The 26,410-nt window shown below is 66.0% G+C and carries 14 protein-coding genes; 10 read left to right on the top strand and 4 right to left on the bottom strand.

The genetic code is table 11. The annotated features are described in order from the left end of the window. Positions 1 to 20: 20 nt before the first annotated feature. The gene (locus CFE42_RS10755; RefSeq protein WP_004627974.1) at positions 21 to 326 is read left to right on the top strand and encodes a hypothetical protein; all 306 of its coding nucleotides are present in this window, start codon (positions 21 to 23) and stop codon (positions 324 to 326) included. A gap of 9 nt (positions 327 to 335) precedes the next feature. Here the strand turns inward: CFE42_RS10755 and CFE42_RS10760 are convergent, their stop codons facing one another. After that, entirely contained in the window at positions 336 to 587 is a 252-nt protein-coding gene (locus CFE42_RS10760) for a hypothetical protein (RefSeq protein ID WP_004627975.1), read from the bottom strand. Positions 588 to 683: 96 nt separating this feature from the next. Beyond that, positions 684 to 1,139: a ferric iron uptake transcriptional regulator gene (gene fur / locus CFE42_RS10765; protein WP_037043717.1), complete on the bottom strand. Its 456-nt coding sequence runs from the start codon at positions 1,137 to 1,139 to the stop codon at positions 684 to 686. Positions 1,140 to 1,773: 634 nt separating this feature from the next. Here fur and CFE42_RS10770 point away from each other — a divergent pair. Further along, positions 1,774 to 2,661, top strand: a complete 888-nt coding sequence (locus CFE42_RS10770) for a LysR substrate-binding domain-containing protein (RefSeq protein WP_004627985.1) — start codon at positions 1,774 to 1,776, stop codon at positions 2,659 to 2,661. Positions 2,662 to 2,738: 77 nt separating this feature from the next. Here the strand turns inward: CFE42_RS10770 and ahpF are convergent, their stop codons facing one another. Beyond that, positions 2,739 to 4,313 (bottom strand): alkyl hydroperoxide reductase subunit F, encoded by a 1,575-nt coding sequence (ahpF, locus tag CFE42_RS10775; RefSeq protein ID WP_004627986.1) that lies wholly within the window; start codon positions 4,311 to 4,313, stop codon positions 2,739 to 2,741. Positions 4,314 to 4,438: 125 nt separating this feature from the next. After that, positions 4,439 to 5,002 carry an alkyl hydroperoxide reductase subunit C gene (gene ahpC / locus CFE42_RS10780; protein ID WP_004627987.1) on the bottom strand — a complete coding sequence of 188 codons (564 nt, stop codon included), beginning with the start codon at positions 5,000 to 5,002 and terminating at the stop codon, positions 4,439 to 4,441. A gap of 402 nt (positions 5,003 to 5,404) precedes the next feature. Between ahpC and glgA the strand changes: the two genes are divergently transcribed. The 8 genes from glgA to treY all read left to right on the top strand — a co-directional run bounded on the left by glgA (position 5,405) and on the right by treY (position 26,323). Next, the gene (gene glgA, locus CFE42_RS10785) at positions 5,405 to 7,036 is read left to right on the top strand and encodes a glycogen synthase GlgA (protein ID WP_004627988.1); all 1,632 of its coding nucleotides are present in this window, start codon (positions 5,405 to 5,407) and stop codon (positions 7,034 to 7,036) included. Between the two features lie 31 nt (positions 7,037 to 7,067). Continuing rightward, complete coding sequence (locus CFE42_RS10790; protein WP_004627992.1) at positions 7,068 to 10,658, top strand: maltotransferase domain-containing protein; 3,591 nt, start codon at positions 7,068 to 7,070, stop codon at positions 10,656 to 10,658. Beyond that, positions 10,655 to 14,149, top strand: a complete 3,495-nt coding sequence (treS, locus tag CFE42_RS10795) for a maltose alpha-D-glucosyltransferase (RefSeq protein WP_004628000.1) — start codon at positions 10,655 to 10,657, stop codon at positions 14,147 to 14,149. Before CFE42_RS10790 ends, treS begins: the two co-directional genes overlap by 4 nt. Further along, positions 14,146 to 16,452, top strand: coding sequence for a 1,4-alpha-glucan branching protein GlgB (glgB, locus tag CFE42_RS10800; RefSeq protein ID WP_004628001.1), 2,307 nt, complete (start codon positions 14,146 to 14,148; stop codon positions 16,450 to 16,452). Before treS ends, glgB begins: the two co-directional genes overlap by 4 nt. A gap of 598 nt (positions 16,453 to 17,050) precedes the next feature. Next, the gene (gene glgX / locus CFE42_RS10805) at positions 17,051 to 19,351 is read left to right on the top strand and encodes a glycogen debranching protein GlgX (RefSeq protein WP_004628003.1); all 2,301 of its coding nucleotides are present in this window, start codon (positions 17,051 to 17,053) and stop codon (positions 19,349 to 19,351) included. After that, positions 19,348 to 21,189, top strand: a complete 1,842-nt coding sequence (treZ, locus tag CFE42_RS10810; RefSeq protein ID WP_004628005.1) for a malto-oligosyltrehalose trehalohydrolase — start codon at positions 19,348 to 19,350, stop codon at positions 21,187 to 21,189. Before glgX ends, treZ begins: the two co-directional genes overlap by 4 nt. 38 nt (positions 21,190 to 21,227) lie before the next feature. After that, entirely contained in the window at positions 21,228 to 23,504 is a 2,277-nt protein-coding gene (malQ, locus tag CFE42_RS10815) for a 4-alpha-glucanotransferase (RefSeq protein ID WP_037043722.1), read from the top strand. After that, positions 23,501 to 26,323 carry a malto-oligosyltrehalose synthase gene (treY, locus tag CFE42_RS10820; protein WP_004628009.1) on the top strand — a complete coding sequence of 941 codons (2,823 nt, stop codon included), beginning with the start codon at positions 23,501 to 23,503 and terminating at the stop codon, positions 26,321 to 26,323. Before malQ ends, treY begins: the two co-directional genes overlap by 4 nt. Positions 26,324 to 26,410: the final 87 nt, after the last annotated feature.

Genomic DNA, 26,410 nt, shown 5'->3' on the forward strand with positions numbered 1-26,410 from the left:
ACCTGAACGGGGGACGCGTCATGACCGAAGAGTTGCTGGTCCAGTTGATTGCGGAAGTCGAGAAGGAAGACCCGGTGGATTTCGCCAACCTGCCCTTTGACGAGCAGATGTTGCGCGACCTGGTCTGCAAGCTGGTGTCACGCCAGCTGACGCAGATGGAAAATGCCCACTTCAGCCAGGACGAGGTGATCGTCTCGCTCACGGCAAGCATCGCCAAGCTGGTCCTCGAAAATCTGGTGCTGAATGCGCGCCTGCTGGCACAGCAGGGGCACGGCGAAAGCGCACGCGCGCTGCTGGAGCGGATCTCTCGTCAGGCGAAGGGATAAGCGGCGCGGTTACTGCGCGGGCACCACGTTGTACTGCGTGCGGGCCCGCGTCAGCAGCCGCTTGGCGACGGAGAGGCCGCGAATGGCGGCGGCATCGTCGTCCACGGGGAAATCAAACTCGGCGCTCCAATTGCAGCCGGTGTGATCGGGGCGGTGAATGCACATCGCGCGCAATTCGCACTGTGCGCATTCCGGGTGTTGCTGGACGCAGCGGGCCAGCAAGGTCTTGAGTTCATCTTCGGACTTCAGACGGCGTTGCATCGGCATCTCCTGATTAACAGAGAGTTGGAACCCCGAGCGCGCACTGAGTTTCGCCATGAATGCGCTGATACTGTTTCAGCAAGTTACCGGATCACATCACGCGTTCAACCCGACCATGCCGGACACGCCCGCACCGGCCTGACACGCGGGGCACACGCCGTAGAGCGCCAGCGCGTGATCGCGCAGCACAAAGCCGCGCTCATTGGCCACACGTTCCTGCCGCGACTCGATGGCGTCGTCGTGAAACTCTTCCACGCGGCCGCACGACACGCAGATCAGGTGATCGTGGTGTGCCCCCTCGTTCAGTTCATACACGGCATGGCCAGCCTCGAACGCATGGCGCAGCAGCACGCCGGCGTCCACCAGCTGATTGAGCACGCGATAGACCGTTGAGATGCCAACGTCGATTTCCGATGTGAGCAACTGGCGGTACACATCTTCGGCGCTCAGGTGGCGGCCGTGCTCCGTACCGGCGGTAAGGATTTCCAGAATCTTGACGCGCGGCGACGTGGCTTTGAGCCCCGCCCGGCGCAGGTCGGTCGAGTTTGGCATGGCGTTCGTTGGGGCGAGATTTGGGTACAGCAGGCGGGGCACGACAGCGGGCGAGAACCCGAAACGGCGACGTTGCACGCATGCATGCATGCCGGGCCGCTGAGTTCTTGAAAAAAAAACGGCCTGGCTGGCGGCCCGGAAAAGTCGCAGTCGGGAAAGCGGGGTCTGAGTGCTTTCCCGACTGTCGGGCGGCTTGCTACTGCCAAACGCTCTGTGTATCAGAGCGGTCCCCACAAAAGATCGGTTGCCGGGCGCTCGCTCGCAAAGAGCAGCGAGCGCACGCAGCGAAATTCGGTTCGACGCGGTGTGCTTGGAAGACGTGCCCTGGGGGTGAGTCCATGTGCTGCAGCGCTGTCGATGGACACACTATAAATGCGAATCATTCGCATTGCAAGTATTTTCTTTGCGAACGGAGGAAGGCCTCACTCCAAGCGTGGTTGGATCGGGGGAAACGTTAGCCGGGCTCGAGCAGCAACCCGCCGGCATTGACCTGATGGCGCGCAAGCGCCCCGCCTTACGCACGTGCCGTTCATAGGCCATCGAGTGCACCGCTGACGAAATTGCGGGGCGATGATGGTTGCGCCCCTAAACATGTTCAAATTAGATAGTGGACTGATGTTCAGTGGGTTTCTAAATGATCGATCTTGTCTTGCTGCGCAGCTTTGTCACGGTGGTCGATACGGGCAACTTCACGCGCGCGGCCGAGCATTTGCACCTGACGCAATCGACCGTCAGCCAGCAGATCCTGCGGCTTGAGCAGCAACTGGACTGCCGCCTGCTCGACCGCAGCCAGCGCCAGGTGCTGCCGACGGAAGAAGGCGACCGCCTGCTCGGCTACGCACGCCGCCTGCTGCGCCTGGCCAACGAAGCCAGCGAGGCGCTCAGCCCCGAACACACCGGCGGCGTGCTGCGCCTGGGCGTGCCGGAAGACCTTGGCAGCGGCGCGCTGATGCCGCTCATCGCCAGCTTCGCGCGCGAGCGCCCGCGGCTACGTCTGGAGGTGGAAAGCGGCCTCTCCCACCACCTGCTGCGCCTTTACCGCAACGGCGATCTCGACATGCTGCTCGTCAAGCAATGGGGCACCGATAGCGATTGCCATGCGCGCTGGGCTGAGCCGGTTTGCTGGATCGACAGCACCGAGCGGCCGCACACGCTGCCGCTTGGGCCATCGCAACCTTCATTGCCGCTGGTGGTGTTTCCGGTGGGCGCCCTGTATCGGCAGGAGATGCTGCATGCGCTGGAATCGATCGGCCAGCCGTGGCGCATCACATATTCAAGCCCGAGCCTGGCGAGCCTGTGTGCTGCCGTCAGCGCGGGGTTGGGCGTGAGCCTGCTGCCGGCGAGCACCGTGCAGGCCGGGCATCGCGTGCTCGGGGCTGCGGATGGTTTTCCGGAGATCGGCGGGCTGGAGCTGGCGCTGTTTGCGCGGCCCGACCTCGACAGCGCGGGGCGTGCGCTGCGCGATCGCCTGGTCGAGATGTGCGCCGCGCGTGCGCAGGCGCTGCAATCTGCCGCCGGCTGAACGCCGAGGCGCCAAAGAAAAAGCCGGACTCGCTGATCGCGAAGTCCGGCTTCGTACAGGTACGGCTGAGTTCAGCTTCAGGCCGCTTCGGCCAGCGGCACGCGGATCAGATGATCGAACGCCGACAATGCGGCCTTCGCGCCATCGCCGGTGGCGATGATGATCTGCTTGTACGGCGTCGTGGTCGCATCGCCTGCAGCGAACACACCTTCCGCGCTGGTCTGGCCACGTGCGTCGACGACGATCTCGCCAAAGCGATTGCGCTCAAGCGCGCCGTCCAGCCATTCGGTGTTGGGCACCAGGCCGATCTGCACGAACACGCCTTCCAGCGCGACCGTGTGCTCGACGCCATCCACGCGGCTCTTGTAGCGCAGGCCATTGACCTTCTGGCCGTCACCGGTGATCTCGGTGGTCTGCGCGTTGGTGACGATGGTCGCGTTCGGCAGGCTTTGCAGCTTGCGCACCAGCACGGCATCGGCCTTCAGCTCGCTGGCGAATTCCAGCAGCGTGACGTGGCTCACCAGGCCGGCCAGGTCGATGGCGGCTTCCACGCCCGAGTTGCCGCCGCCGATGACGGCCACGCGCTTGCCCTTGAACAGCGGGCCGTCGCAGTGCGGGCAATAGGCCACGCCCTTGTTCTTGTATTCCTGCTCGCCCGGCACGTTGACGTTGCGCCAGCGCGCGCCGGTCGACAGGATGACCGAGCGGCCCTTGAGCACCGCGCCGTTGGCCAGCGTCACCTCGGCAAAGCCGCCCGGCTTGTCTGCCGGCGTGAGCTTGACTGCGCGCTGCGTGTTCATGATGTCGACGTCGTACTGGCGCACGTGCTGCTCCAGCGCGGCGGCAAACTTCGGCCCTTCGGTCTCCTGCACGGAGATGAAGTTCTCGATGCCCAGCGTGTCGAGCACCTGGCCGCCAAAACGCTCGGCCACCACGCCGGTGCGCACACCCTTGCGTGCCGCGTACACGGCAGCCGCAGCCCCCGCCGGGCCACCACCGACGATCAGCACATCAAACGCTTCCTTGGCGGCGAGCTTTTCAGCGTCACGCGCGGCAGCGCCGGTGTCGATCTTGGCGAGGATCTCTTCCACGCCCATGCGGCCCGTGCCGAACGTCTCGCCGTTCAGGAACACGGTCGGCACGGCCATGATCTGGCGTGCTTCGATTTCGCCCTGATACAGCGCGCCGTCAACGGCGACGTGCTGGATGCGCGGGTTGATCACGGACATCACGTTCAGCGCCTGGACCACGTCCGGGCAGTTCTGGCACGTGAGCGACATGTAGGTCTCGAAGCGGAAATCCCCTTCGATATTACGAATCTGTTCGATGACGTCGGCTTCCAGCTTGGGCGCATAGCCGCCCACTTGCAGCAGCGCCAGCACGAGCGAGGTGAACTCGTGGCCCGTCGGGATGGCGGCAAAACGCACGCTCACATCGGCGCCGGTGCGGCGGATCAGGAACGACGGCGCACGCTCGGCGGCGTCGCGTTGTTCGGTCAGCACGATCATGCTGGACTGCTCGGCCACGTCGCGCAGCAGGTCCATCATGTCGCGGGAGCCCTCGCTGTCATCGACGTTGGCGACCAGCTCAATGGGCTGCACGAGGCGTTCGAGGTAGGCCTTCAGTTGGGCCTTGACATCAGCATCCAGCATGACGACTTCCTTTATTCGTTTTGATTCAGTCACAGGGCGCGGCACATGCCTGCGCCCCTAAGCAAACGGCCGGCAGAGCCGGCCGTTTTTTCTCGCTGCATTTCTGCAGCAAACAGCCTTACAACTTAGATCTTGCCGACCAGGTCCAGCGACGGCTTGATCGTCTTGGCGCCTTCGTTCCACTTGGCCGGGCACACGTTGCCCGGGTTGTTGGCGACGAACTGGGCAGCCTTGAGCTTGCGCAGGGTTTCCTTCACATCACGGGCGATGGCGTTGTCGTGCACTTCCATCGTCTTGATCACGCCTTGCGGGTCGATCACGAACGTGCCACGCAGTGCCAGGCCTTCTTCCGGAATGTGCACGCCGAATGCGTTGGTCAGCGCGTGGGTCGGGTCACCCACCAGCGGGAACTGTGCCTTGCCCACGGCCGGCGACGTTTCGTGCCACACCTTGTGCGAGAAGTGCGTGTCGGTCGTGACGATGTAGACCTCGGCGCCAGCCTTCTGGAATTCAGCGTAGTTGTCCGCTGCGTCTTCCACTTCGGTCGGGCAGTTGAAGGTGAATGCGGCCGGCATGAAGATCAGCACGGACCACTTGCCCTTGAGCGACTCATCCGTGACTTCGATGAACTTGCCGTTGTGGAACGCTTGGGCCTTGAACGGTTGGACTTGAGTATTGATCAGCGACATAGTGGTTTTCGGTTGGGTTGCTTGGTTGACAACGGAGTGGATCGTATCGTCGATCGATGCATTGCACAAGTTGATTGATATGATTTTATCGATTGTTTTTTTCTATTGAAGAGGCAACCGAGCGCCCACCGCTCGAAGCGCCGTATATCCCAAAGGTGCGCCTGCGCGCATAGACGAAATTACATAGCGCACCCGCAGGTTGCACACCCCGCACGTGCTCTCGCGGCGCGCATATCACGTAAAGCCAAGGCGGCGCGGGCTAAGACTACAGCCTTGTCAGCGTCTGTCTGACTGGCATAGGTCTTGCGCGATGAGGTCGATCGCAAACCTCCGCCGCGCATCGGCGCCCTCCACTGTCCCTGCAGTTGGCAGACGGCCCGGCAGGCGAATTCCCTCGGGAGCATGACCTTGTCGCTGAACGTTCTCTTCGTCGCTTCTGAAGCTGTGCCGCTGGCCAAGACCGGCGGGCTTGGAGATATGGTCGGGGCCTGCGCGAACGCACTGCGCCGCGCCGGCATGAAAGTGACGGTGATGCTGCCGGGCTATCCCGACGCCATCACGCAGTTGCAGCACACCCGCACGGTGTGCGAGTGGACCGACCTGCCCGGTGGCCCCGCACGCCTGTTGAGCGGGCACATGGGCGCGCAAGGCATCCCGGTACTGCTGTTCGACGCGCCGGCACTGTTCGCGCGGCCGGGCAACCCATATCTGGATGCACATGGCGAGCCCTATGAAGACAATGCGCTGCGCTTTGCGTCGTTCAGCCAGGCCGCTGCGCGCGTTGCCGGCGGCGTAGCCGGGGTGCATCGCTCTGACATCGTGCAGGCGCATGACTGGCACGCGGGGCTGGTGCCGCTGTTCGTCAAGCGCGCGCAGGCGCCGGTGAAGACCGTCTTCACGATCCATAACCTCGCGTTCCAGGGCAATTTCCCGATGCACGTGGTGCCGGACATTGGCGTGCCGCCCGATGCCGCGCATGAAGCCGAGTTCTGGGGCCAGTTCAGCTTCCTGAAGGCCGGCCTGCTTTGGGCCGATCGCATCACCACCGTGAGCCACGCGTATGCGCGCGAAATCCTGACCGACACGGCGGGTTGCGGCATGCAGGACCTCCTGCGCGCGCGCCAGCGAGACCTCATCGCCATCCTCAACGGCATCGACAACGATGTGTGGAACCCGTCGAAAGACCCGCTGCTGCCGCAGCCGTTTGTTGCTTCCAACCTGAGCGGCAAGCACACCGCCAAGCGCGTGCTGCAGCAGCGCTTTGGCCTGCCGGAAGACGCCAAAGCGCCGCTGCTGGCCGTCGGCAGCCGCCTGACGCATCAGAAGATGGCCGACGTGACGTTGCAGGCGCTGCCGCAATTACTGGAATCCAACCCGCAATTGCAGGTGGCGGTGCTCGGCTGCGGAGAGCACGCCTACGAGACCGGCATGGCGGACCTGGCGGCGCGCTATCCGCGCCAGGTGGCCGCAAAAATCGGCTACACCGAGGCTTTTGCCCACCTGCTGCACGCCGGCGCCGACATCCTCCTGCACGGCAGCCGCTTCGAGCCGTGCGGCCTGACGCCGCTCTACTCGATGCGCTACGGCACTGTGCCGATCGCCTCACGCGTGGGCGGCCTGATGGACACCATCACCGACCACGGCTCGCCCGAAGCAGCAGTGCACGGCGCCACGGGTTTCCTGTTCGACGGCGACACCGCCGACGCCATGGTCGCCGCAGTGGAGCGTGCGTTGCACGTCTTTGCCCAGCCGCAGGCGTGGCGCATCCTGCAATACAACGGCATGACGACCGACTTCGGCTGGTCGCAGCCTGCCCGCGAATACATCGCGCTGTATCGCACCCTGGTGCCGGCCGCTACGCCCATGCCCGCTGTGGCGCTGGTGCAAGCGCCCGTCGCACCGGACGCTGTGCACACGCCCCGCCCCGAACAACCTGTGCGTACGCCGGCGCGGCGACGCTCGACGGCGCTGTCCGACGAGATCCGAGCGCACGCGGTGGCGCGCGCCGCCAGTGCCGAAAAGATCCGTGCCTGACCGCGCCTGACGCCCTGCCCCGCTTTCACGCATGCCCGAGACCAAGTCGCCCAAACCCGCCACTTCACGGAAAACCACGGCCGCATTGAAGGCGGCCAAGCCACCCGGCAGCAAAGCCAAATCGGCAACCAAACCGACAGCGATGCCGAGCGAACGCCCGCCAGCTGCGACGCAGCCCCCGTATGCCCCGGCCATCTGCTACGTGCATCCGCTGCAACTCGGCAGGCTCGACCGCTGGGACGGCGAGCTCGATCGCATTGCTTCATTGGGCTTTGATCATGTGTTGATGGCCCCGCCGTTTGCGGTGGGTGCGGCCGGCAACGTCTTCGTCACGCGAGACCATGCGCAACTGCATGCCGCATTGGGCGGTGGGCCGGCCGACGCCGCCCTCGCCACCCTGGCCGAAGGCTGCCGCGCGCGCGGGCTTACGTTGCAGCTCGATCTGGTGATCGACCGCGTGGCCATTGACGCGCCCCTGCGTGCCGACCACCCCGACTGGTTCGCCAGCCAGGCCGAAGACGGCGACGCGCTCGACCCACGCCTGCCGCCGTCGCACCTCGAGGTCGCCTGCTTCCGACACGACGACCCGCGCAGCGCCGACGCCATCCTGATGTGGTGGACGCAGCAGTTGCGTGCGTGGGCCGCATTGGGCATCGGCGGGTTCCGCTGCGAAGCGCCTGCACGCCTGCCAGCGGCACGCTGGCGCACATTGATTGCCGACGTGCGCAAAGACGTTGGCGTCATACGCTTCCTGGCGTGGACGCCCGGCATGGATGGCGCAGCGGTCGATGCGCTGGCAGGTGCCGGCTTTGACGCAACGTTCTCGTCGCTGCGCTGGTGGGATTTCCGCGCCGGTTGGATGGTGGAAGAGCACGCCCGCCTGGCTGCCGTGGCCCCGCCCATCGCCGCAGTGGAAGCACCGTTCGGCACGCGCTACGGCCAGGCATTTGGCGACGCGATGATCCGCGAACGCGCCTACCGCCGTCTCCTGCACGTGGCCGACACGCTCGATGCCGGCTGGCTGATGCCGCTGGGCTTCGAACGCGGCGCACTGCTGCCGATGCTGGCCGAGCGCGGTGACCCATCCGACCAGCAATGGATTGACGCGCACGCCGCGTTTGACCTGAGCGACGCGGTGCGCGATGTGAATGCGACCATCCGCGCCGCACGCGAGACGAACACCGTCGCACCACATGCCGAACTGCGCATGCTGACCGGCCCAGACGCACCCGCCACCGCCCTCTTGCGCGCCGATGGCCCGGACCTGCGCGCAGGCGATGCCGCCACGCTGACGGTCATCAACCCCGACCTGTACATGGGTGTGTCGGTGCATGCCGACCACTTTCTGCCCGGCGTGGCCGGCGGCTTTACGCGCGGCGTAGCGCTCGATCTGTTGACGGAGCCCGTCGGCAGTTGCGACGACACGCTGCGCGCCCGGGCACGGCCCTTGGCCGAGATCGATTTGCTGCCCGGCGACGTGCAGGTCTGGCGCGTGTTCCGCAATGCTCCGGTGCGCACTCCCGCAGCGGTCAAACCGGCCAAGAGCCTGCGCACCAAGGCCGGCGAAGCGAAGGAACCTGTCAACGCTGCCATTGCCTCGCCGCGCATCGGCATCGAACAGGTGCAGCCCTCCGTTGAAGACGGACGCTTTGCCGTGAAGCGCCTGGTGGGCGATGACATCATCGTCGAGGCCGATGTGCTGATGGACGGGCACGACAAGTTGGCCGTGCACCTGCTGTGGCGCGCGCAAGATGAAGACACGTGGCAGCACGTACCGATGATGCCGCTGGGCAACGACCGCTGGCGTGGCGCGTTCCGGCCCGAGCGGCTGGGGCGGCACGTGTACGCCGTGGCCGCTTGGCGCGACGCGTTCGGCACCTACCGGTCCGAACTGGAGAAGAAGCACACCGCCGGCGTGGAGGTGACGCTGGAGCTGGAAGAAGGCGCGCGGCTCGTCGCACTGGCGGCCGAGCATGCGCCCAACGACGCACCGGTCGACGCGCTGCACAAGCTGGCCCGCCTGTTGGCGGAGGCAGACCAGGCGCACCGGCTCAAGCTATTGCTCGACCCGGTGACCGAGCACGTGATGGCGCAGGCCTCGCACTACCGGCCGTTCTATGTCGAAAGCGTGGCGTACCCGCTCGACGTGGAACGCGCTGGCGCGGCATTCGCCAGCTGGTACGAACTGTTCCCCCGCTCGGCATCGGACGATGAACAGCGGCATGGCACGTTCGACGATGTGATCCGCCGCCTGGGCGCCATTCGCGGCATGGGCTTCGACGTGCTGTACTTCCCGCCCATCCATCCCATCGGCCGCACCAACCGCAAGGGCCGCAACAACAGCCTGCGCGCGGAGCCCGACGACCCCGGCAGCCCGTATGCGATCGGCGCGGCAGAAGGCGGACACGACGCCATCCACCCGCAGCTGGGCACGCTGGAAGACTTCCGCCGCCTGATGCGCGCCGCGCGCGAGAAGGGGCTGGAACTGGCGCTGGACTTTGCCATTCAATGCTCGCCCGATCACCCTTGGCTGCGCGAGCACCCCGGCTGGTTTGCATGGCGCCCTGACGGCAGCATCAAATACGCCGAGAACCCGCCCAAGAAATACGAAGACATCGTCAACGTCGATTTCTACGCCAACGACGCCAAGCCCGGCCTGTGGACCGCACTGCGCGATGTGGTGATGTTCTGGGCCGACGAGGGCGTGCGCCTGTTCCGCGTCGACAATCCACACACCAAACCGCTGCCGTTCTGGGAATGGATGATCGGCGAGGTGCGTGCGCGCTATCCGGATACGGTGTTCCTGTCGGAAGCCTTTACGCGGCCCAAGGTGATGTATCGGCTGGCGAAGGTCGGGTTCTCGCAGTCGTACACGTATTTCACATGGCGGCATACCAAGCAGGAATTCATCGATTACCTGACCGAACTGACGCGCACGCCGGTGCGTGAGTATTTCCGCCCGCACTTCTTCGTCAACACGCCGGATATCAATCCGGTGTTCCTGCAGACGTCGGGGCGGCCGGGTTTCCTGATTCGTGCAGCGCTGGCGGCCACGCTGTCCGGCCTGTGGGGCGTCTATAACGGCTTCGAGCTGTGCGAAGGCGCTGCGGTGCCCGGCAAGGAGGAGTACCTCGACTCCGAGAAGTATCAACTGCGCGCGTGGGACCACAACCGCCCCGGCAACATCGTCAAAGAGATTGCGCTGCTCAACCGCATCCGCCGGGCCAATCCGGCGCTGCACTCGCACCTGGGCGTGACGTTCCAGCCCGCCTCGGGCGACCGGATCCTGTTCTTCAGCAAATCGACGCCGCCCGTGCTGCCGGCGCAGCTGGAAACCTCGCAGGCCGAACCGGCCAACGCCCTGTCGCCGGATCGCTTTGGAGACAACACGGTGTTCGTGGCGATCAACCTCGACCCGCACCACGCGCACGAATCCGATATCGAACTGCCACTGTGGCAATGGGGCCTGCCCGACCACGGCGCGCTGATGGCCGAGAACCTGGTCAACGGCCAGCGCACCGTGTGGCGCGGCAAGTGGCAGCACATCCGTCTTGAACCCGAGCATCCGTTTGCCATCTGGCGCGTGCGCCCGGCCCTGCCATCGGAGGAACAACCGTCATGACGCGCAATCCGACCGCGCTGCTGGTGGACGACGCGCTCTGGTACAAGGACGCCGTCATCTATCAGCTGCATGTCAAATCGTTCTGCGATTCCGACAACGACGGCGTCGGGGACTTCCCCGGGTTGATCTCCAAGCTCGACTACATTGCCGAGCTGGGGGTGGACGTCATCTGGCTGCTCCCGTTCTATCCGTCACCGCGCCGCGACGACGGCTACGACATCGCTGAATACCGCGGCGTGCATCCTGATTACGGCAACATGGCCGACGTGCGCCGCTTCATTGCCGAAGCGCATGCGCGGGGCCTGCGCGTAATCACGGAACTGGTCATCAACCACACGTCCGATCAGCACCCGTGGTTCCAGCGTGCGCGGCGCGCCAAGCCGGGCTCTGCGCTGCGCGACTTCTACGTGTGGTCCGACAACGACAAGAAGTACGCCGGCACGCGCATCATCTTCATCGATACCGAGCCGTCCAACTGGACGTGGGACCCGGTGGCCAACGCCTATTACTGGCACCGTTTCTACTCGCACCAGCCCGATCTCAACTTCGACAACCCGCGCGTGCTCAAGGCAGTGATCGGCGTGATGAAGTTCTGGCTCAATCTGGGCGTGGATGGTCTGCGGCTCGATGCCGTGCCGTATCTCGTGGAACGCGAAGGCACGTCGAACGAGAACCTGCCCGAGACACACGAAGTGCTGCGCAAGATTCGCGCGGCCATGGATGGGGAATTCAAGAACCGCCTGCTGCTGGCCGAGGCCAACCAGTGGCCGGAAGACACGCAGGAATACTTCGGCGCCGGCGACGAATGCCACATGGCGTTCCACTTTCCGCTGATGCCGCGGATGTACATGGCGATCGCGCGTGAAGACCGTTTTCCGATCACCGACATCATGCGCCAGACGCCGGAGGTGCCCGCCGGCTGCCAATGGGCCATCTTCCTGCGCAATCACGACGAATTGACGCTCGAAATGGTGACCGATGCCGAGCGCGACTACCTCTGGGAGGTCTATGCAAGCGACCGCCGCGCGCGCCTGAACCTGGGCATCCGCCGCCGGCTGGCACCGCTGCTGGAACGCGACCGCCGCCGCGTCGAGCTGATGAACAGCCTGCTGTTCTCCATGCCCGGCACGCCCGTCATGTACTACGGCGACGAAATCGGCATGGGCGACAACATCCACCTCGGCGACCGCGACGGCGTGCGCACGCCGATGCAATGGTCACCCGACCGCAACGGCGGCTTCTCGCGCGCCGACCCCGAACAGCTCGTGCTGCCAGCCATCATGGGCTCGCTGTACGGCTATGAATCGGTGAACGTGGAAGCGCAGAGCCGCGACGCGCATTCGCTGTTGAACTGGACGCGCCGGCTGCTGGCCACGCGCAAGCGGCATCGCGTGTTCGGCCGGGGCTCCATCCAGTTTCTGCAGCCGTCCAACCGCAAGGTGCTGGCGTATATCCGTGCGCTGGAAGGCGAGGCGCCGATCCTGTGCGTGGCGAACCTCTCCCGCGCCTCGCAGGCTGTGGAGCTGGATTTGTCCACCTTTGCGCAGCGGGTGCCGGTGGAGCTGATTGGCGGGACGGCGTTTCCGCCCATCGGCCAGTTGTCGTATCTGCTCACGCTGCCGCCCTACGCCTTCTATTGGCTGGAGCTGCGCGAGAACGAGCCTGGCCCGACCTGGTCGCAACCGGCTGCCGAGCAATTGCCCGAGTTCACGACGCTGGTGCTGCGCGCGGGGCTGGATGCCCTGGCCGATACGCGACAGCGCGAGGCACACCGCCAGCTGATCGAACGCGAAATCCTGCCAACCTATCTGCCCAAGCGCCGCTGGTTTGCCGCCAAGGACAGTGTGCTGCGTAGCGCAAAGTTTGCCTGGGGCGCCCCCGTGCCGGTGGATGCCGCATCCACCAACCGCCCGCTGGCCGGGGCGACGCGGCCCGAGGTGTTCCTCAACGAAGTGGCCGTCACGCTGGGCAGCCCCGACGGCACCGAGCGCGTCGAGCGCTACCTGCTTCCGCTTTCCATCGCATGGGAATCATCCACGCTGCCGGCCCTGCCGATTCAGCTTGCCCTGGCGCGTGTGCGGCGCGGCCGCCATGTCGGCTACCTGACTGACGCCTTCACCACCGAGACCTTCGCCCGCGCACTGCTCACCAACCTCGTGCGCGGCACCACGCTGGAAGCCAATGACGGCACCGTGCATTTCGAGCCTGAACCGAACATCGCAGAGCTGGCCGAACCTGCCGGGGCGCCTGAAGCCGGCAGCACACGGCCTGCGCCGCTGCCGCTGGCACCCGACACGCCCATCCAGTGGCTGGCGGCCGAGCAATCGAACAGCTCGCTGGTGATTGGCGAGTCCGTTATCGTCAAGCTCATCCGCCGTATCGCAACGGGCATCCACCCCGAGGTGGAGATGACGCGACACCTCACGCGCGTGGGCTATGCCAACACGGCGGCGCTCATCGGCGAAGTCTCTCACCACGCTGCCGACGGCGAACGCTCGACGCTGGCCGTCATGCAGAGCTTCGTTCCCAACCAGGGCGATGCGTGGACATGGGCGCTGGACTATCTGCGTCGCACCATCGACGAACTGGCCGTGCAGATGGAGGGCGTGACCTCCGGCGATGGTGAGTCGTCTCCGGTTGCCGTGTCGGAGGCGCGCGTGGATACCGACGAGGCGTTGGCTGGCTACGTCAACTTCATCGGGGTGATTGGCACGCGGCTGGGCGAATTGCATGCGGCGTTGGCGGCGCCCACCGAAGACCCGAACTTCGGCGCGCGCATTGCAGATGCCGACGATGCCGCCTACTGGATCGCCCGCGTGAGCGAGCAGCTGACCCGCGCGCATGACAACCTGACGGCATGGCAACGGCAAAATCCCGACAGCGCACGGCAACCCGACGTGCAATGGCTGCTGTCGCAACACCAGGCGCTGCTCGACGCCGCCCGCGCGCATGCCGAAGACGGCCTGGGCGCAACGCTCTCGCGCATCCATGGCGATTTTCACCTCGGCCAGGTGCTGGTGGCGCAGGGCGATGCCTTCCTGATCGACTTTGAAGGCGAGCCCTCGCGCCCTGTGGAAGAACGCCGGCGCAAGACCAGCCCCCTGCGCGACGTGGCGGGGCTGATGCGCTCGCTCGACTACGTGGTGGGCGCCATGCGTCAGGGCCCCGATCATGTGGCCGGGCCCGCGCAGGAGCGCCGCAACGTCCTGCTGGAGCGGTTCCGCGCTGCGTCCACCGAACGGTTCCTGGAGGCGTATGCCGCCGCCATTCGCGGGCCAGACCTGAACGCGCTGGATCAGCCCGTGGTCGACTTTCACTTGCTTGATCTTTTCCTGCTGGAAAAGGCCGCGTACGAGGTCAACTACGAAGCATCCAACCGCCCGATCTGGCTGCCGATTCCGCTGGAAGGCTTCACGCGCGTGGCACGCCGCCTGCTGCATGCAGAGCCACCACCACCCGCAGCGGAAGACTCGACCGGAGGCCCACCGTGACCGCGCTCGACTTTGCCACCCCAACCAAAACCGCCACCGAACCCGAGGCGCCGATCGTGCTGCCGACGGGCGTCGACCAGATGCGCGTGGATGCGCTGACGCATGGCCGCCTGGGCGATCCGTTTGCCGTGCTGGGGCCCCATCGCATGGACACCGAGGACGGCCCGCGCTGGGTCGTGCGCGCTTTCTACCCGGGCGCGCGCCGCGTGCAGGCCATCGACTCGCGCGGCCAGATCATCACGGAGATGACGCCGGTGGGCCGGACGGGACTGTTCCACGGACCCCTGCGCGCCGATGCACAGGATGTGTATGGCCACCCGGAGCTGTATCGCCTGCGCGTCATCTGGCCTGCGGGCACCGGCCATGAAGCCGTGCAGGAAACCGAAGACCCGTACGCCTTCGGTCTGCTGCTGGGTGACCTCGACATGCATCTGCTCAACGAGGGCACGCATTGGGCGCTGGCAAGCTGCCTGGGCGCGCAGGCGATGCGCATCGACGGCATCAGCGGCGTGCGCTTTGCGGTGTGGGCGCCGAACGCGCAGCGCGTGTCGGTGGTGGGCGAGTTCAACCAGTGGGACGGCCGTCGCCACCCCATGCGCCTGCGCCATCAGGCCGGCGTGTGGGAACTGTTTTTGCCGAGCGGCTTGGGCGTTGGCCCCGGCGCGCGCTACAAGTTCGAACTGATCGGCGCCGACGGCCGGCTGATGGTCAAGGCCGACCCCGCCGCCCGCCAGACCGAACCGCCGCCCGCCACCGCCTCCGTCGTGGCCGACCCGGCGCCGCTGCGCTGGAACGACGACGCGTGGATGCAAACGCGCGCCGAACGCCAGAAGCCCGACGCGCCCATCAGCATCTATGAAGTGCATGCCGGCTCCTGGCTGCGCGATCTGGAAGACGGCTGCCGCAACCTGCAATGGGATGAGCTGGCTGACAGGCTGATTCCCTACGTCACGGCGCTCGGCTTCACGCACATTGAACTGCTACCCGTAGCAGAACATCCGTTCGGCGGCAGTTGGGGATATCAACCACTCGGGCTGTTCGCGCCGTCCGCACGCTTTGGCCCGCCCGAGGCGTTTGCGCGCTTTGTTGATCGCTGTCATCAGGCAGGCCTGGGCGTCATCGTCGACTGGGTGCCCGCGCACTTCCCGACCGACGCGCACGGGCTGGCGCAGTTTGACGGCACCGCGCTGTATGAACACCAGGACCCGCGCGAAGGCTTCCATCAGGACTGGAACACGCTCATCTACAACTTCGGCCGCAACGAAGTGCGCGGATTCCTCATCGCGAGCGGGCTGGAATGGCTGGAGCGGTTCCACATTGACGGCCTGCGCGTGGATGCCGTGGCGTCGATGCTGTATCGCGACTACTCACGCCGCGCCGGCGAATGGGTCCCCAACCGCTACGGCGGCCGCGAAAACCTTGAGGCCATGGCGTTCCTGCAGCAGATGAACACGGTCGTGCACGAACGCTGCCCCGGCGCCATCACCATCGCCGAAGAGTCGACCGCCTGGCCGGGTGTGACCGCGCCCGTGGAATTCAACGGCCTGGGCTTCGACTACAAGTGGAACATGGGTTGGATGCACGACACGCTGCACTACATGCAGCGCGACCCCGTGTACCGGCAGCACCATCACGACGGCATGACGTTCGGGCTGGTGTACGCGTTCTCCGAACACTTCATCCTGCCGATCTCGCACGACGAGGTGGTTCACGGCAAGGGCTCGCTGCTGGGCAAGATGCCCGGCGATGAGTGGCAACGGCTGGCGAACCTGCGTGCCTACCTCGCGTTCATGTGGACGCATCCGGGCAAGAAGCTGCTGTTCATGGGCTGCGAGTTTGGGCAAGTGGGCGAATGGAATCACGACGCATCACCCGAGTGGCATCTGCTGGATGACCCGCGGCACCGTGGCGTGCAGCGGCTGGTGCATGACCTCAATGCGCTGTACCGGAACGAACCGTCATTGCATGCGCGAGACACCGCGCCCGAAGGGTTCAACTGGGTGATTGGCGATGACCGCACCAACAGCGTGTTTGCGTTCCTGCGGCTCGACGGCGAAGGGCGGCCGATGCTCGTGGTGGCGAATATGACGCCGGTGCCGCGGGAGGGGTATCGCATTGGCGTGCCGCCGGCGGACGGGGCCACGCAGTGGCGGGAGGTGCTGAACACGGATGCTGCCGTGTATGGCGGCAGCGATTTCGGGAACGGTGGGGCGGTGGATGTGGACCACGTGGCGGCGCATGGGCAGGGGCAGTCGTTGGTGTTAAGGCTGCCGCCGTTGGGGGTTGTGGTTTTGAAGGTTTGAGTTTTGTTTTGGCGTTGGTGGCTTGCCTTCCTTTCATCCCCTGCCTGGGCTGACTTACTTTCTTTGTCTTGCCAAAGAAAGTAAGCAAAGAAAGGCGCGCCCGAGATGGCGAAAGACTCCTTGAACTTATGTCGCGGAGAGGGGAAGGGAAAAACTCGCTTCGCTCAGACAGTTTCCCTTCCTCTTTCCTCTCTGCAACAGAAATTCCAGGCGCCATCTAGGGCTCCAAGGGCCAAACCATCGACCACAAGTGCAGTAGGCACCAGCAGCACAACGCGAAGCAAAGCGAGCAACACAGCAACAAGCAAGTGCCACTCGGGCACGCATACCAACGGTTCGGCCGTTGACGTTCCTGCCCTTGATGGCGCCTTGAATTTTTGTAAGCGGGCGGAAACAAGACGGGGAACTGTCTGAGCGAAGCGAGTTTTCCCCGTCTCCGCCCGATTACGAAAATTCAAGGGATGGGTCGCCATCTCGGGCGCGCCTTTCTTTTGCTTACTTTTCTTTGGCAAGACAAAGAAAAGTGAGTCGGGCCCGGCAGGGGATGAAACAGGGATGCACCACCAAGCCAAAAAGACGCACAACGAAACAACCTCTAATGCTCCGCTTCCCCAAAACCCTCTCCCCCGGCAAACCCTTCCCCCTAGGCGCCCAATGGGACGGCCTGGGCATCAACTTCGCCGTCTTCTCCGCCAACGCCAGCAAGATCGAGCTCTGCATCTTCGACCCCGCTGGCCGCAAGGAACTGACCCGCTTCGCCCTGCCCGAATGCACCGATGAGGTCTGGCACGGCTACCTGCCCGGGGTGGAAGCCGGCCTCGTCTACGGTTACCGCGCCTACGGCCCGTGGGAGCCGCAGCACGGCCATCGCTTCAACCCCCACAAGCTGCTGCTCGACCCCTACGCCCGCCGGCTGGTAGGCGCGCTGCGCTGGTCCGATGCGCTGTTCGGCTATCGGCTGAACTCCAACCGTGGTGACCTTTCATTCGACCGGCGCGACAGTGCACCGGCCATGCCCAAGGCCGTGGTCACCGATGAGTCGTTCAACTGGGGCAACGATATCCGCCCGAACACACCATGGTCGCGCACGGTCATCTATGAAGGACATGTGCGCGGGATGTCGATGCTGCGCGAAGACCTGCTGCCGCCCGAGCGCGGCACCTTCAGCGCGCTGGGCGACAGCGTCTTTATCGAGCGCCTGCAGCGGCTGGGCATCACCGCCATCGAACTGTTGCCCATTCACGCCTTCCTGCAGGACCAGTTTCTGGTGGAGCGCGGCCTGCGCAACTACTGGGGCTACAACACGCTGTGCTTCTTTGCGCCAGAGCCGTCGTACCTGTCGGCGCCTTCGCTGCATGAGCTGAAGGTGGCGATCCGGCGGCTGCATGCAGCCGGCATCGAGGTGTTGCTCGACGTCGTCTACAACCACACGTGCGAGGGCAGCGAGTTGGGGCCGACGCTTTCGTTCCGGGGGCTGGACAACGCGAGCTACTACCGCCTCGTGCCGGGCCAGGAACGCTACTACATCAACGACACGGGCTGCGGTAACACGCTGAACCTGTCGCATCCGCGCGTGCTGCAGATGGTGATGGATTCGCTGCGCTACTGGGTCAACGCATTCCATGTGGATGGCTTCCGCTTTGACCTGGGCGTCACGCTCGGGCGCGAGGGCAACGGCTTCGATCCGGGCTCGGGCTTCTTCGATGCCATACGCCAGGACCCGGTGCTCTCCACCGTCAAGCTGATCTCCGAACCTTGGGACGTCGGCCCTGACGGCTACCAGGTCGGCAACCACCCGCCTGGCTTTGCCGAGTGGAACGACCGCTTTCGCGATGGCATCCGCCGCTTCTGGCGTGGCGATTCGGGCCAGCGCCCGGACCTCGCCGCGCGCCTGACCGGCAGTGGCGACATGTTCGACTGCCGCCATCGCCGGCCGTGGGCGTCGATCAATTACGTGGCCTCGCACGACGGCTTCACGTTGCACGACCTCGTGAGCTACGCCGACAAGCACAACGATGCCAATGGCGAAGACAACCGCGACGGCCACAATGACAACTGCAGCGCCAACTGGGGCACCGAAGGCCCCACCCAGGACCCTGCCATCCAAGCCCTGCGAGAACGCGTGACGCGCGCACTGCTGGCCACGGTGTTCTTCTCCAACGGCACGCCGATGCTGTTGGCAGGCGATGAATTCGGCCGCACGCAAGACGGCAACAACAACGCCTATTGCCAGGACAACGCCCTTTCATGGCTCGATTGGTCGCTGCTGCAGAAAGACCCCGGGCAGGCGCTCGCCCGCTATACGGCGCGGCTGATCGCGCTGCGCAAGGCAAGCCCGGCGCTGCGCTGGCCGCATTACGTGCACGGCAATACCGAGATCCTGCCGGGCGTGCCGGACATCGCCTGGTTTGACGAGCGCGGCCAGACGCTCTCACCCGACGCGTGGAACGACAGCGAGGCGCGGGCGTTGGCGCTGCGCCGCGCCTGCGTCGAGACCATCGACGCAGAGGCGCGCCCGCACGTGGCGTTGTTGCTCATCAACGGTGCGGCGACAGACCTGACGTTCACGCTGCCCGAGCCGGCCATGGACTGGCTACTCGCCATCGACAGCGCAGCGCCCGAGCAAGACGCTCGACCACACAGCGGCGGTACCCTCAACGTGGCAGGGCGCAGCGTTGTGCTGCTGCTCGCCACGCAGCTGGCCACGATCGCCCAGATTGCCGGGCAGCCCGATGCAGACGCCAGCGGCGAAACCCTCGGGCACGTTCCCGACGCGCACAACGCAGCGCAGAACGCACTGCAGAACGCCACCCCAGAACAACCGGCGTCTGACGACGAGCGCACCGCCCCAACCGCCGGCCAAGCAGCCAGCGATGCCAATGGAGACGCCACGCGATGACCGCACCCGCCCCCCGGTTTGCGCACGACATGCCGTTCGGCGCCACCGTCCTGGCTGACGGCAACACCCGCTTCCGGTTGTGGGCGCCCGACGCGACCGCGGCCTGGATCGACTTCGACGACGTGCGCGGCGACGAGGCCATCCGCATGGACCCGGAACCCGACGGCTGGTATGCAGCCGTGGCACCCGTGGGTGCCGGAACATGCTACCGGTACCGCCTCACCAATCGAGACGGCGTGACGCTGTCAGTGCCCGACCCCGCCGCACGCGCACAGTGGCAGGACATACCTGGCCCAAGCCTTGTCGTTGATCCGCAGCGTTACCGCTGGCAGCACGCCGACTGGCAAGGGCGGCCCTGGCACGAGACGGTGCTGTACGAACTGCACGTCGGCGCGCTGGGCGGTTTCAAGGGTGTGCGGGGGCGGCTGCCGGAACTGGCGCGGCTGGGCATCACGGCCATCGAGTTGATGCCGGTGGCGGAATTTCCGGGCGCGCGCAACTGGGGCTATGACGGCGTGCTGCCCTTTGCGCCCGACGCCAGCTACGGCACGCCGGACGACCTCAAGGCATTGATCGACACCGCGCACGGGCTCGGCATGATGGTGTTTCTCGATGTGGTCTACAACCACTTCGGGCCGGATGGAAACTACCTGCACCACTACGCGCGCAGCTTCTTCCGCGACGATGTGCATACGCCCTGGGGCGCCGCCGTCGATTTCCGCAAGCCGCAGGTGCGCGAGTTCTTCATCCAGAACGCGTTGATGTGGCTAATGGAATATCGCTTTGACGGCCTGCGGCTCGACGCCGTGCACGCCATCACCGAGCGCGACTGGCTGGGCGAACTCGCCGCCCGCGTGCGACTGTCGGCCGAGCCTGGCCGGCATGTGCATCTGGTGCTGGAGAACGAGCACAACGCCGCATCGCTGCTGCGCGATGGCAACACCCATGGCGACTTCGATGCGCAGTGGAACGACGACGGCCACAACGTGCTGCATGTGCTTCTCACCGGCGAGCGCGAAGCCTATTACGCAGCCTATGCCGATGCGCCCGCGCAGCGCCTGGCGCGCGTGCTGCAAGACGGCTTCTGCTACCAGGGTGAGCCGTCACCCATCCATGACAACGCGCCGCGCGGTGAACCGAGCGCGCACCTGCCGCCGACCGCGTTCGTGCTGTTCCTGCAGAACCACGACCAGATCGGTAACCGCGCCTTTGGTGAACGCCTGACGCAGCTCGCCCACCCCGATGCGTTGCACGCCGCACAGGTGCTGTTGCTGCTGAGCCCGCAGATTCCGATGCTGTTCATGGGCGAGGAATGGGGCAGCACATGCCCGTTCCAATACTTCACCAGCCACCACGGCATGCTGGCCGAAGCCGTGCGGGAGGGCCGCCGCAGGGAGTTTGCCAAGTTCGAGGCGTTTGCCGATCCGCACCAGCGCGAGCGCATTCCCGATCCCAACGACGAGCTGACCTACCTCGCCTCCTGCCCCGGCGAGGCGAACCTGGCCGAACCCGCACAGCTCAACACACTGAACCGCATGCACCGCCTGCTGGCACTGCGTCACGCAGAGATCATCCCGCGCCTGCCCCATGCGCGCGCGCTCGATGCGGTGGCGCTGGGCCACGCCGGGGCCATTGCCCGCTGGCGCATGGGCGATGGCAGCGTGCTCACGCTGATGCTCAATCTGGCCGATCAGACCGTGGCGGTGCCCACGGTGCTGGCGGGCAGCCCAGCCGATCTGCTGCACGAATCGCGCGAGGGCGCCGCCGCCGCGCTCATCACGCATCGCCTGCCGGAGCGCGCGTGCGTGGCATTGCTGCACACGCCATCACCCGGCTGACGTCTGACAACCGCAATGCGCCAACGCACCCGCACACCATGGATCGCACGACCAACCTATCCGGCACGCCGCGCACGCCGCTCCAGCAACTGGCCACCGATGCCGGGCTGCTGGTCGACTGGGAAGATGCTGCCAGCCGGCCCATGCGCGTGGCCGACGAGGTGCTGCGCGCCGTGCTCTTCACGCTCGGCCTGCCGGCCGGCACCCCGGCCCAGGTGTCGGAAAGCCAGGTGCGCCTGCGCGCGGAAGCCGAAGCGGTGGCCATACCGCCGCTCGTGACCGGCGTGGTCGGGCAACCGATCGTGCTGCAGACGTCTGCGCCCCAAGCCGCGTTGCTGGACGGACAACTCTATCGTGTTGATTTCGAGTCCGACGGCAGCACCGAGGGCAAGATCAGCGTCAGCGAGCATCATGCAACGCTGCGCCTGGCAGCGGTACAGGCCGTTGGCTACCACCGCCTGACCATCGACGCGGGGCCGGGCACCGTGATCGAAGCCACGCTCGCCATTGCTCCTGCACGTTGCTATGGTGTGGCCGATGCGCTACGCCAGCACGATCGCCCCACCGACACACGCCTGTGGGGCGCCTCCGCACAGCTCTATGGCTTGCGATGCGATGCCGAACGCGCAGCCAGCAGTGCAGGCCTGGGCGACTACACCGCTGCGGGCACGCTGGCGCGGCACCTCGCGCAGCGCGGCGCGGATGCGTTGGCACTGAGCCCTGTGCACGCCATGTTCACGGCCGACGCGCGTCGGTATTCGCCGTACTCGCCATCGAGCCGCCTGTTCCTGAACGCGTGGATGATCGACCCAGCCGCGCTCTTTGGGAACGAAGCCGTGCGGCAAGCCGTGGTCGACTGCAACCTCGTCGCGGACTATGCCCGGCTGGAAGCCGCACCGCTCATCGACTGGCCGGCCAGCGGCAACGCCCGCATGACGGTGCTGCGCGCGCTGCATCGGCGCCTGCTGCAAGCACCGCTCGGAGACACCATCGGCCAGACGCTGCTGGACGATTTTCGCGCGTACCGCATCAATGGCGGCGCCAGCCTGCGCGACCATGCGCACTTTGAAGCGCTGAATGCGCACCTTGGGCCCGCGCATTGGAAGCAGTGGCCCGCGCAGTATCAAGATCCGAGCTACCTGGGCGTGCAGGCCTTCGCGCGTGAGCATGAAGATGCGGTGAACTTCCACCTCTTCCTGCAATGGGCGGCGGCACGCCAGTGGGCCATCGCGCAGCGCACCGCGGAGGGCGCCGGCATGGCCATCGGCCTCGTCGCCGACCTGGCTGTTGGCACCGACAGCGCAGGCAGCCACGCGTGGGCCCGGCAACGCGACTTGCTGATCGGCGTGACGGTGGGAGCGCCGCCCGATGTGTTCAACGCACAGGGCCAGGGCTGGGGCCTGACCACCTTCAGCCCGCGTGCCATGCGCACGCAAGGCTTTTCGGCCTTTATCGAGATGCTGCGCGCGGTGATGGCCGTGCCCGGCGGTGTGCGCATCGACCACGTGCTCGGGCTCATGCGGCTGTGGGTGATTCCCGATGGCGCGCGGCCGCTCGACGGCGTGTACCTGCGCTACCCGATGCAGGATCTGCTGCGGCTGGTGGCGCTGGAATCGTGGCGCAACCGATGCATCGTCATTGGCGAAGACCTGGGCACCGTGCCTGCTGGCCTGCGCGACAAGCTCGCCGACGACGGCCTGCTCGGCATGCGCATCCTCTGGTTCGAGCGCGAATACACGCGCGACGATGCGCCCTTCAAGGCGCCGCGCACGTGGGCGCCAGCCTCCGTCGCGATGACCAGCACGCACGACCTGCCCACGCTCGTCGGCTGGTGGATCGGCAACGATCTGCGCTGGCAAGCCCAGCTCGGCCTGCTGCCGGCCGGCATGAGCGAGAGCGAGGCGCACGCGCGCCGCATGGACGATCGCGCCGCACTGGTTGCCGCCTTTGCAGAGCACAACCGGCTGGTGCTGGCCGATGGCGGCGTGCCGATGATCGGCGTGGCGTCGCTGCAGGCGGCGCTGGAACAGACGCGCGTGGCCACCGCGGCGCAAGCTGAAGTCATCTTGCAAGCCAGCGCGCAGGACTTTGCCACGGCAGCCACCGTGTTTACGGGCGCGGCCAATACGCCGCTTGCGCTGGTGCCGCTGGAGGACTTGCTCGGCCTTGTCGAGCAGCCCAACCTGCCGAGCACGATCGACACACACCCGAACTGGCGACGTCGTCTGCCAGGGCCGGCCGGCACGCTGATCGAGGCACCCACGGTGCTGGCGCGCCTGTCAGCGCTGGCCAACGCGCGCAACAGCATGTCATGAGCGAACTGACCACACCCCCCGCACCCGTCACCCTCCAACGTGTGCCGCGCGCCACGGTGCGGCTGCAACTGCACCGCGACTTTACGTTCGACCATGCGCGCGCGTTGCTGGATGACTTCGCCGCGCTCGGCATCTCGCACCTCTACACGTCGCCCATCACCACGGCGCAACCGGGCTCCACGCATGGCTATGACGTCGTCGACCCCACACACGTGAACCCCGAGCTGGGCGGCGAACGCGCGCTCGAACAGTTGGTGGATGCGCTGCATGCGCGCGGCATGGGGCTCGTCGTCGATATCGTGCCAAACCACATGGGCGTGGGGGGCGCGCACAACACGTGGTGGTTGGACGTGCTCGAATCCGGCCCCGAGAGCACCTACGCCAACTTCTTCGATATCGACTGGCAACCGCCCAACCCGGCTCTGCGCAACAAGGTGCTCGCGCCCTTCCTTGGCGAAAACTACGCCGACGCGCTGGCCGGCGGCCGACTGCAGCTGACCTACGACGACACGGCTGCGCGCCTGGCGATTGCGTACTACGATCACCGGTTCCCGATTGCGCTGGCCGACTATGCCGCGTTGCTTCGCGCGGGCAACGCTGACACCGCCACCCACGCGGTGGCCGACCGCTTTGCCGCGCTCGGCACGATCCGCTCACTGCGCACGCGCCGCGAACGTGCCGACGAAGCACGCGACGCGCTGCGCAACCTCGCCACCACGGAAGCCGGCGCCGCACACATCGCAGAAGCCGTGCGCACGCTCAATGCGCAACCCGATCAACTCGATGCGCTGATGGCGCGCCAGCACTGGCGCCTTGCCCACTGGTGCACCGCCAATGATGAGATCAACTGGCGCCGCTTCTTCGATATCGGCTCGCTGGCCGGCCTGCGCATGGAGCGCGCCGAAGTCTTTGAAGCCACGCACGCGCTGCTGTTCCGGCTCTATCGCCTGGGCTGGATTGACGGCGTGCGCATCGACCACGTTGATGGCCTGGCCGATCCTGCCGCCTACTGCCGACAGCTACGCCGCCGTCTGCAAGACGAGCATGCCGCACGCCCCGCCGACCGGCTCACGAACCACCCGTGGATCGTCGTCGAAAAGATCCTCGCCAGCGATGAACCCATGCGCACCGACTGGGGCGTCGACGGCACCAGCGGCTACGACTTCATGAACCAGGTGGGCGCACTGTTGCACGACGCGCACGGCGAGACCGCCCTCACCCAGGGCTGGCTGGAGTGGATCGGCGCACCGGTGGCTGACGCGCCGTTCTCCGCGACGGCTGCGCCCGCACGCCGCCAGATCCTGCATGTGCACTTTGCGGCGGAACTCGATTCAGCCACGTCGGCGCTGCACGCGGTGGCGCAGCAGAACCACAGCAGCCACGACGTGACGTGGCACGCCATCCGCCGCGCACTGGCCGAGGTGATCGTCCACTTTCCGGTGTATCGCACCTATGCGAATGCGCAACAACGCGACGCACAGGATTCGGCCATCCTGCAAACCGCCATGTCGCGGGCGGCGACCTGCCTGCGGTGCGTCGATCAGCCTGTGCTCGGCTGGCTCGATGCTTGGCTGGGCGGGCAACCGGCCGGGCAGGACAAACTGCGCCAACTGGCCTTGCGGCGCTGCCAGCAGTTATCGTCGCCGGTGGCGGCCAAGGCGGTGGAAGACACGGCGTGCTACCGATACGGGCGGCTGCTGTCGCGCAACGAGGTCGGCGCGAATCCGGGCGAGTTTTCCATGAGCGCCAACGCGTTCCATCACGCCATGCAAGCGCGCGCCCACACGTGGCCTCACGCGATGCTCACCACCGCCACGCACGACCACAAGCGCGGCGAAGACGTGCGCGCGCGATTGGCCGTGCTGTCTGAGCGTCCGACGCAGTGGCTGGCCGCCGCACACCAATGGCGTGCGGAACACGCTGCGTGGGTGCAAAAACTGCCTGCCGGCCCCGCGCCCTCGCCCGCCGCGCAGTGGATGCTGTATCAAACGCTTGTGGGCATCTGGCCGGCGGACCTCGACTGGCATGACGCCGATGCCGTGCGCGAGTTGGCCGAGCGCGTCGCACAGTGGCAGGAAAAGGCGCAGCGCGAAGCCAAGCTGCGCACTGACTGGTTCGCGCCCGATGCGGACTACGAAGCCGCCAGCCGCAATTTCGTCTTCACGCTGCTGACAGGCGAAGCGGCCCCGACCTTCCTGCCTTCGCTCTGCGCTTTCGTGCAAAGCGTGGCGCCCGCCGCGGCCATCAACGGCCTCGTGCAGACCTTGCTGCGCACCACGCTGCCCGGCGTGCCCGACCTCTATCAGGGCGCCGATTTCTGGGACACCAGCCTCGTTGATCCCGACAATCGCCGGCCGGTCGACTACGCCGCTCGGCACCGCGCATTGCGGGCATTGCACTTGCATGCGGGCCATGGCCTCGCGTCACTGCTCGCGCATTGGACCGACGGCCGCATCAAGCAAGCCGTACTGGCACGTGCACTGGCCCTGCGTGCCGCGCTGCCAGCCGTGTTCGAATCCGGCGACTACCAACCGCTGGCCGTGACCGGCAGCGGCGCACAGCACGTGTTGGCGTTTGCGCGTGTGCATGGCACCAACGCGATCATCGTGATCGTGCCGCTGCATGCCTCCGCACTGCTGGGCCATGCCCCCGCACCAACGTTCGCGGATGGTGCTTGGCGGGACACCACGGTCTGTTTGCCGTCCACGCTCTCGCATCTTCCCCTGCATAACGCATTCGACGGCCAGACACTGCACAGCCCGCGCCTGGCGTTGGGCCAGGTGCTGGCGCACTTGCCGGTCGCCCTGCTGCATACCTGATCGCTGCTGCACCCCTCCGCACGGGTTAACACCGACTGCACCGTCCCTTGGCTCACTCTAGAATTCCTCTATTCATATAAATGACTA

Source organism: Ralstonia sp. PBBBR1, assembly GCF_002256165.1.
Lineage (GTDB): Bacteria > Pseudomonadota > Gammaproteobacteria > Burkholderiales > Burkholderiaceae > Ralstonia > Ralstonia thomasii.

Bases quoted from the DNA above. Each gene is read 5' to 3' on its own strand.
- glgA (WP_004627988.1), top strand. From the start codon at position 5,405: ATGACCTTGTCGCTGAACGTTCTCTTCGTCGCTTCTGAAGCTGTGCCG.
- fur (WP_037043717.1), bottom strand. From the start codon at position 1,139: ATGCCAAACTCGACCGACCTGCGCCGGGCGGGGCTCAAAGCCACGTCG.
- treY (WP_004628009.1), top strand. From the start codon at position 23,501: ATGAGCGAACTGACCACACCCCCCGCACCCGTCACCCTCCAACGTGTG.
- treS (WP_004628000.1), top strand. From the start codon at position 10,655: ATGACGCGCAATCCGACCGCGCTGCTGGTGGACGACGCGCTCTGGTAC.
- CFE42_RS10770 (WP_004627985.1), top strand. From the start codon at position 1,774: ATGATCGATCTTGTCTTGCTGCGCAGCTTTGTCACGGTGGTCGATACG.
- malQ (WP_037043722.1), top strand. From the start codon at position 21,228: ATGGATCGCACGACCAACCTATCCGGCACGCCGCGCACGCCGCTCCAG.
- CFE42_RS10760 (WP_004627975.1), bottom strand. From the start codon at position 587: ATGCAACGCCGTCTGAAGTCCGAAGATGAACTCAAGACCTTGCTGGCC.
- treZ (WP_004628005.1), top strand. From the start codon at position 19,348: ATGACCGCACCCGCCCCCCGGTTTGCGCACGACATGCCGTTCGGCGCC.
- ahpF (WP_004627986.1), bottom strand. From the start codon at position 4,313: ATGCTGGATGCTGATGTCAAGGCCCAACTGAAGGCCTACCTCGAACGC.
- ahpC (WP_004627987.1), bottom strand. From the start codon at position 5,002: ATGTCGCTGATCAATACTCAAGTCCAACCGTTCAAGGCCCAAGCGTTC.
- CFE42_RS10790 (WP_004627992.1), top strand. From the start codon at position 7,068: ATGCCCGAGACCAAGTCGCCCAAACCCGCCACTTCACGGAAAACCACG.
- CFE42_RS10755 (WP_004627974.1), top strand. From the start codon at position 21: ATGACCGAAGAGTTGCTGGTCCAGTTGATTGCGGAAGTCGAGAAGGAA.
- glgX (WP_004628003.1), top strand. From the start codon at position 17,051: ATGCTCCGCTTCCCCAAAACCCTCTCCCCCGGCAAACCCTTCCCCCTA.